This window comes from Nostocoides australiense Ben110, from assembly GCF_001050535.1.
Lineage (GTDB): Bacteria > Actinomycetota > Actinomycetes > Actinomycetales > Dermatophilaceae > Nostocoides_A > Nostocoides_A australiense.
Window position 1 is genome coordinate 3007381 of the sequence record NZ_HG764815.1, and the last position, 7458, is coordinate 3014838.

8 protein-coding genes are annotated in these 7458 nt (G+C 70.9%); 4 read left to right on the forward strand and 4 right to left on the reverse strand.

Annotation, left to right across the window (positions count from 1 at the left end; translation table 11 throughout):
• Positions 1-130: 130 nt before the first annotated feature.
• On the reverse strand, positions 131-1348 hold the full coding sequence (locus BN11_RS24755) for an MFS transporter (protein ID WP_201329271.1): 1218 nt from the start codon (positions 1346-1348) through the stop codon (positions 131-133).
• A gap of 55 nt (positions 1349-1403) precedes the next feature.
• A complete protein-coding gene (locus BN11_RS14485; RefSeq protein WP_053084122.1) occupies positions 1404-1868 on the reverse strand; it encodes a helix-turn-helix domain-containing protein in 465 nt (154 codons plus the stop codon).
• 491 nt (positions 1869-2359) lie between these two features.
• Between BN11_RS14485 and BN11_RS14490 the strand changes: the two genes are divergently transcribed.
• A complete protein-coding gene (locus BN11_RS14490) occupies positions 2360-2956 on the forward strand; it encodes a TIGR03086 family metal-binding protein (RefSeq protein WP_048698787.1) in 597 nt (198 codons plus the stop codon).
• Positions 2957-2979: 23 nt separating this feature from the next.
• Here the strand turns inward: BN11_RS14490 and metF are convergent, their stop codons facing one another.
• Positions 2980-3855 carry a methylenetetrahydrofolate reductase [NAD(P)H] gene (metF, locus tag BN11_RS14495; protein WP_235435492.1) on the reverse strand — a complete coding sequence of 292 codons (876 nt, stop codon included), beginning with the start codon at positions 3853-3855 and terminating at the stop codon, positions 2980-2982.
• 84 nt (positions 3856-3939) lie between these two features.
• Here metF and BN11_RS14500 point away from each other — a divergent pair, with 84 nt between their 5' ends.
• Positions 3940-5019: a polyprenyl synthetase family protein gene (locus BN11_RS14500; RefSeq protein ID WP_048698793.1), complete on the forward strand. Its 1080-nt coding sequence runs from the start codon at positions 3940-3942 to the stop codon at positions 5017-5019.
• Positions 5020-5025: 6 nt separating this feature from the next.
• Here BN11_RS14500 and BN11_RS14505 read toward each other — a convergent pair whose 3' ends face one another.
• On the reverse strand, positions 5026-5403 hold the full coding sequence (locus BN11_RS14505) for an Rv2175c family DNA-binding protein (protein ID WP_327152870.1): 378 nt from the start codon (positions 5401-5403) through the stop codon (positions 5026-5028).
• Positions 5404-5527: 124 nt separating this feature from the next.
• On the opposite strand from BN11_RS14505, the gene BN11_RS14510 reads away from it, so the two are divergent.
• A complete protein-coding gene (locus BN11_RS14510) occupies positions 5528-6382 on the forward strand; it encodes a LysM peptidoglycan-binding domain-containing protein (RefSeq protein ID WP_048698795.1) in 855 nt (284 codons plus the stop codon).
• A gap of 124 nt (positions 6383-6506) precedes the next feature.
• Positions 6507-7458 (forward strand): protein kinase domain-containing protein (locus tag BN11_RS14515; RefSeq protein WP_157044389.1); only part of this gene is annotated, 952 nt, incomplete at its 3' end.

Genomic DNA, 7458 nt, shown 5'->3' on the forward strand with positions numbered 1-7458 from the left:
CGGCGGCGCGCCGGGCGACCGTGGCGCCGACGAGCCCGCCGGCGCTGCCGACGGCGATGACGACGACCCACCCCGGGTCGAGCCGAAAGGTCGCGGACGAGGAAGAGGACCATGAGGGCGCCGTAGCCCGTCAGGGCGAAATTCGAGACGCCGCCTTGGACCGCGGCGAAGCGCACATACGGATCGCGCGTGAGGATCCGCAGCCCGGCACGGACGGACGTGGCCATCGGTTCGCGCGGAGCGGGCTCGGGCCGGGCCAGCTGGTCGGGCCCATACGGACCAGGCACAGCGCGGAGACGAGGAAGGAGAGGGTGTCGAGGACCACGGCATACGCGACCCCGACGAGAGCGACCAGGGCGCCGCCGACCCCGGGCCCGGCGATCTGCATCGCCGACTCGGTGCCGAAGAGACGCGAATTCGCGCTCTCCAGATCGTCTTTCGCGACGACACGCGGGACGAACGAGCTGTCTGCGGTGCGGAAGAAGACCGCGCCGGCCCCGACGCCGAGGGCCGCGAGGACGACATGGACGAGGGTGAGACGGCCGAGCGCCCAGGCGATGGGGACGCTGGCGGTGACGGCGGCGGAGGCGAGGTCGGCGGAGATCATGATGCGTCGGGGGTCGCCGCGATCGATCCAGACACCGGCGGGGAGGCTGAAGAGGAGCCACGGCAGCCAGGTGGCGGCGGGGAGCAGGCCGAGCGGGCCGAGGCCGACGTCGAAGACGAGGACGGCGAGCAGCGGGAAGACCATGGTGGTGGTCAGCCGAGAACCGAGACGCCCTCGCCGAACCAGAGCAGGTGGACGTTCCGGTTGCCGGCGAGGGGCGGGGCAACCGGTGCGGTGCCCTGGATCATGGCTGTGCGGGGAAGCCGCGCGCGAAGACGATGCAGGACCGCGCTCGGCGCCCTCCTCGGGGATCTCCCGCTCGCTCCATCGCTTCAGGACGGCCATGATTTCCTCGGCGACGGCATACATCTCCTGCGGGGAGAGCGTGAGCCGGTTCTGGGTGGCGAAGGCGGCGTCGTCCCACACGGGGTCGGAGTCGGCATTGGCCATCCACTGCTGCACGCGCTCGACCTGGCGGCGCAACTGCAGCACTTCGGCTTCGCGGGCGAGGGCTAGCGCGGCGGCGTCGTCTCCGAATTCCGATGTGGTCCAACGTGTTTCGGCGCTGACCAAGCGCCACCAGCGCTCGCGCTTGTCCTTGGCGAGTTCGGGTGCCTCCTCGACCAGGCCGGCGCCGGCGAGCACCTTCAGGTGATGGCTCGCGTTGCCCACGGCCTGCCCGGTGCGCTTGGCGAGCATCGACGCGGTCGACGGGCCGTCGACCTTCAGCGCGTCCAGCATCCGGGCCCGGAAGGGATGAGCGACGCGGTTGTATGCGGCTGGAACAGCCGCGACCTCAGGTCGGCCGCTGAGCAGCGGCGTAGGCGCTCGGGGCCTGGCCGACCGCGGCCGTGAAGTCCCGGCTCAGGTGTGCCTGATCGCTGTAGCCCAGTTCGGCCGCGACATCCGCCCACCGCACGTCCTGACCGCGAGCCACGCGCTCGGCGGCTTCGATGAGCCGCAACCGGCGCAGCATCCACGACGGGGAGACGCCGGCATACTCCAGAAAGAGCCGCTGCAGAGTCCGCACGCTCATCCCGGCGTATGCCGCGAGGTCGCCCACGCGCACCATCTCAGGTTGGTCCGCCGCCACCTCGGCGATGCGCGCCACCTCGCGCGCCAGCCGCAGCCTCTCCGGATCGGCTTGCGCCAGAACGGGTTCAAGTGCCGCCACCAGCGACGCCGAACGCTCGGCACCGTCGGGCGCCGAGGCCATCCGCTCCCCCAGACGCTCGTCGTCGACGGCCAGCACCTGACGCATCGGCACTTCCAGGTCACACAGATCGGCGACCCGGCCGGCATACAGCGCCCCCCGCCGACACTCGCCTTTGCGGCGACATTCCAGCCCGAGCCGCTGAGCACGCGCGTGGTGCGGCGGGTGGCGACGCCCACGACGCGGGGGCTGACGGCATACGGCCTGGGCGGCGGATGCGGGCCCGGCGGCGGCGTGGTGCCGACGCTGATGTTCACGGCCGGCAGGGACAGCGTTTCCTGCGCGTGCGACTCCCCCGGCTGCATCTCCCACTCCACCGACCAGCACCAGTCGAGGATGCCCGCGAACTCCTCCGGCGCGGCGAACCGCTCGAACCGGACGCGCTCGGCCATAACCCCCGGGTTCAGAATGGCGCGGGAGTCCTGCGGATCGGGCGGCTGCGGCACAGGTGTGAGCCTACGAGCGCCGCGCCGGCTTACGACGAAATCTGTCGCGATTCTTCAAGCCTGGCCCGAGCGCGCGGCCATACCGTCGAAGACATGAACACCGAAGCCACGGCCACCGCCGAACAGACCCGCAGCGTCCTGAACTCCCTCGCGGCCGTCCTCGACGGCATCCGCGACGAGCAAACCGACGACCCGACCCCCTGCACCGACTACACCGTCGCCGACCTGCGCAGTCACGTCGTCGGCTGGGCGACCGCCTTCGGCGAGGGGTTCGGCGACCCGGAAGGCCAGGCGCCCGATGCCTCGTCGATCGCCGTCGAGGGCAGCGGCGCCGAACAGGTGCGCGCGGCCGGCGACGCGATCGTCGCGGGCATCGAGGGCGGCGGCGCCGAGCGTGAGCTCAAGCTCGCCGACGGCATGGCCATGCCGGGCGGGATGGCGCTGGCGATGACGCTGTGGGAGTACCAGGTGCACGGCTGGGACCTCGCCAAGGCCACCGGCCAGGACTGGGTCCCCGCCGACCAGTCACTCGAAAGCTCGATCACCTTCGCCGACCAGATGCTCACGCCCGACTTCCAGGGTGAGGGCAAGCCGTTCGGGCCGCGCGTCGACGTCGCCGACGATGCGCCGGCTCTCGATCGGCTCGTCGCCATGTCCGGCCGCGACCCCGAGTGGAGCCCCGGCGCCTGAGACCTGAGATCTGCGGGCGGCGGTCAGCGGGCGGCGGTCAGGCCGAGGTTCTCGTAGACCTGCAGGGTCGCGGTGGAGCGGTTCATCGTGATGAAGTGCAGCCCGGGAGCGCCCTCGGCGAGCATGGCCTCGGCGAGCTCGGTGGCGATCTCCACACCGACCTGGCGCACCGCCTCGGGATCCCCCTCGACGGCCGCCAGCCGCGAGACCACGGCCTCCGGCAGCGGGGTGCCCATCAGCTCGCTCATCCGGGCGATCTGCTTGACGTTCGTGACCGGCATCAGTCCGGGGGTGATCGGCAGGTCCCGGCGGGCGGCGACGGCATCCCGCAGCCGCAGATAGGTCGAGGCGTCGAAAACCATCTGTGTCACAGCGAATTCGGCGCCGGCATCCGCCTTGCGGATCAGCACCTCGACGTCGTGCTCGAAATCGGGTGACTCCGGGTGGACGTCGGGGAAGGCCGCGACACCGACGGTGAAATCACCGAGCGAGCGGATCAGCCGCACCAACTCGTCGGCGTGCGAGAGGCCGTCCGGATGCGCGACCCAGGTGCCGTCGCCGCCGCGGGGCGGGTCCCCCCGCAGGGCGAGGATGTTGCGGATGCCGACCGCGGCATACTGCCCGACGACATTGCGCAACTGCGCCACCGAGGCGCCCACGCAGGTGAGGTGGGCGAGCGGGGTCAGGGTCGTCTCGCGAGCGATCCGCTCGGTGACGTGGACGGTGCGGTCCTGGCTGGAGCCGCCCGCGCCGTAGGTGATGGAGACGAAGTCGGGCCGCGCCCGTTCGAGGCGACGGATGGCGTCCATGAGCACGGCCTCGCCGGCATCGTCCTTCGGCGGGAAGAACTCGAAGCTCACACTCGGGCGCTCGGCCCGCAGATCGGTGGGGATGGACACGGTGTCCAAGGATAGATGGCCTGCTCGCCCGGTCCGTGCTGGACGTTAGGGTGGGGGACGCCCCAGGGGAAGGATTCCGCCTCGATGTCCGCCATCGATCTCGCCGTGCTCCGCCCGCGGATCGACGCCGCGATCGAGGAGCAACTGCGTCGTGCCGGCGAGGACCTGGCCGAGCTGGCGCCGGAGTCGGCCGACCTGCTCGGCCCGATCACCGCGCTGCTGCGTGGCGGCAAACGGCTGCGTCCGCTGTTCCTCTACCTCGGCTATCGGGCGGCCGGGCGGCCCGACAGCGATGCCGCGGTCCGGCTCGCCGCGGCGATGGAGTTCGTCCAGGCCGCCGCGCTCATCCACGACGACGTGATCGACGCCTCCGACACGCGCCGCGGTATGCCGACCACCCACCGCGCGCTCGAAGCGACCCACCGCGCGCGGGGCTGGGCGGGCGACGCCGCGAGTTTCGGGGTGGCCGGGGCGATCCTCGCGGGGAACCTGTGCCTCGGCTGGGCCGATCAGTCGTATGACGAGTGCGGGCTCCCCGACGCCGAGTTGGCCGGGGGCCGGCGCACGTTCGACCTCATGCGGGCCCAGTTGATGGCCGGCCAGTACCTCGACGTCGTCTCGGCGGTCCGCCCCTGGGCCGGCCTGGCTGCCGCGGAGCGGGTGGCGACGGCCGAGCGCGTGATCACGTACAAGTCGGCGAAGTACTCGATCCAACACCCGCTGCTCATCGGTGCTCGCACGGGCGGGGTGAGCCGGGACTCCGACGGCGCGCTCACGGCATACGGCCTGGAGCTCGGGATCGCCTTCCAGCTGCGCGACGACCTGCTCGGCGTCTTCGGCGACCCGGACGTCACGGGCAAACCCGCAGGCGACGACCTGCGCGAGGGCAAACGAACCGTCCTGGTCGCCCACACCCTCGCCGGCCTGGATCCTGCCGGTCAAGCGGAGATCGAGGGTGTCCTCGGCGATCCGGGGCTAACGCCGGACGCGGTGGACCGGGCGCGCGAGTTGATCACCGCCTCGGGTGCGGTGGAGCTCGTCGAGGACGAGATCACCCGGCGGGCCGACGCGGCCGCGGCCGCACTGCATACCGCCCCCATTGCCGAGGAGGCCCGCGTGGCACTCGGCGAACTCATCGCAACGGCGACCGCGCGCAGCAGTTGAGTCCGCTCACATCTCTTCCATAGCGCGGCGGCGCACCTCGGTCTTGAACCCGGCCCGCATCGCGTCGACGGCGTGTGTGCCCCCGCCCGGCAACGTCGGGTCCGCGGTGAAGAGCCATTCGATGATCTCTGCATCGGAGAACCCGTTGTCGCCGAGGACGGTCACGGTGCCCTTCAGCGCCGGCAGCGGTGCGGCGCCGTCGAGGAAAGCGGCCGGCACGCTCAGGACCTTGGGGGTACCGCGGGGCAATCCGACCAGCTCGCGCTCCTGGAGCAGGCGGCGCACCCCATTGGGCGAGGTTCCGAGGCGGGCGGCGAGGTCGGGAAGGGTCAGCCACTCGCCGACCAGATCATCTAGCTCCACGGCGCCAGCCTGCCAGATCACGAAACGCTTCTCCGGCCAAGGACGCGACACCACACCAGACACACAACATACCTTCAGTACCTTCTGTATTCTTTCGCAACGACAGTCACAACTTCATCGATCTCCACCGGTCCGGAAGGACGTCATGGTTCCCCTGCTCAGCATCCCCGCGACGCCGCCACCGCTGTTCGACCTCCCCTCGGTCGCCCACCACACCTCCAGCGGACAGAAACACACGGTTCGCTCGGGCGAGACGGTGTTCGGGCTGGCCCTGCGCTATGGCACGACCAGCAGCGCGATCGCCCAGGCCAACGACCTGGCGAACTCGCGGATGATCCACCCCGGTGACGTGCTGGTCATCCCGGCGGGCGATACCGCCGCGGCCAAGCGTCCCGCCCGGAGCAGGTCCGCTCACACCGTCTCGGCCGGGGAGACGCTCACCGGCATCGCCGCCCATTACGACACCACGGTCGCCGCGATCGCCAAGGCCAATGGCATCTCGCCGGGCCGGTTCATCATGCCCGGGCAGAAGCTGTCGATCCCCGGCGCCACCACCCGGGTCGACCAGAGCTTCGAATCCAGCCCCAAGTCGACGCCGATCCGCGGCATGGCCTCGCGCACCGCCACCCGCGACCTGATCGCCTCGACCGCCCTGCGCTACGGCGTCGACCCCAAGCTCGCGCTGGCCATCAGCTGGCAGGAGTCCGGCTGGCAGCAGGGGGTCAGTTCCCACGTCGGTGCCGTCGGGGTCATGCAGGTGATGCCGGGGTCCGGCACCTGGGCCGGCTCGCTCATCGGGCGCTCGCTCGACCTGCACGACCTCGAGGACAATGTCTCCGCCGGCGTTGTCATCATCAAGCAGCTGACGAAGATGGCCACGGACCGCGACGAGGTCATCGCCGCCTACTACCAGGGGCTGGGGTCGGTGCGCGAGCGCGGGTGGTATGCCGACACCAAGCAGTACGTCGCCAACGTCAACTACTTCCGGGGCAAGTTCTGAGTCACCCCACGACGTTCTCCACTCGTCCCTCGCTCCGATGCTTCGCGCGGACCCCGACACAGGACTCACCCCCGAGCACACGCACCTGAGAGATCCCGACAGGAAGGACCCCTAGAATTTGCCGGTGAACGTGGGCCCGGATGCGCTGATCGGCGAGGTCGTCGACGGCCGCTACACCGTGCTCGAACGGATCGCCGCCGGCGGCATGGCCACGGTCTACCGGGCCGTGGACACACGGCTGGACCGCGATGTCGCCCTGAAGGTGATGCGGCCGCACCTGGCCCACGACGAGAGCTTCGTCGCCCGCTTCCGCCGTGAGGCCAGGGCCGCCGCGCGCCTTTCGCACCCCAATATCGTCTCCGTCTTCGACCAGGGCGAGGACCGGGGGCGGGTCTTCCTCGCCATGGAGTATGTGCCGGGCCAGACGTTGCGCGATGTCATCGAGGATGACGGCCCGCTCAGCCCGGACGGCGCGCTCGACATCCTCGAGCCGGTGCTGCTGGCCCTCGCCGAGGCCCACCACCAGGGCGGCATCATCCACCGCGACGTCAAGCCCGAGAACGTCATCATCCGCGACGACGGCGTGGTCAAGGTCGCCGACTTCGGCCTGGCCCGGGCCGTGACGACCGAGACGGCGACCTCCGCCTCCAGCGAGGTCCTCGGCACCCTCTCCTATATCTCTCCGGAACAGGTCGAGGGCGGCAAGGGCACTCCACGCAGCGATGTCTATGCGGCCGGCCTGCTGCTGTTCGAGATGCTCACCGGGCGCAAGGCGTTCGAGGGCGACTCCATCCCGCACGTCATCTACCAGCACATCCACCACGGCGTGCCGACCCCGTCGCAGGTGCACCCCGGCATCCCGCCGAACGTCGACTCGCTCGTGCTGCAGGCCGCCGCGAAGGATCCCGATGACCGCCCCCAGGATGCGGCGGAGTTCCTCGCCGAGGTGCGCCACGTGCGCCGGCTCCTCGGTGACGGCGCACGCGAGGCGGCGTCCACCAGCGGGCCGAGCCGGGCGCAAACCTCCGCCCCCCTCGCGACCGCCGTGCTGCCGGTGCATCACGACCAACCAGCGA